Annotated in this window: 1 protein-coding gene; it reads left to right on the top strand. The window is 65.5% G+C overall.

Annotation, left to right across the window (positions count from 1 at the left end):
• Nucleotides 1-54 precede the first annotated feature (54 nt).
• Nucleotides 55-278 (top strand): FAD-dependent oxidoreductase (locus tag RAD04_RS38620; RefSeq protein WP_461627959.1); only part of this gene is annotated, 224 nt, incomplete at its 3' end.

The following is a 278-nucleotide window of genomic DNA, read 5'->3' as shown; positions in this document are numbered from 1 at the left end:
CACCCCTCCGCGCCTGCGCGGAGGGGTTCTGGTAAAGAAACAAGGAATATCTCAATGGCTGAACAATTCGACGTCGTCGTCATCGGTGCCGGTCCGGCCGGCTACCATGCCGCCATCCGCGCCGCGCAGCTGGGTCTGAAGACCGCCTGCATCGACGCTGCGCTGGGCAAGGACGGCAAGCCGGCCCTGGGCGGCACCTGCCTGCGCGTGGGCTGCATCCCGTCCAAGGCGCTGCTGGATTCCTCGCGTCAGTTCTGGAACATGGGCCACATCTTTGG

The organism is Bradyrhizobium sp. 25ACV (assembly GCF_054863005.1).
Note: the sequence above shows the minus strand (reverse complement) of the source record. Positions and strands in the feature narration are given on the sequence as shown.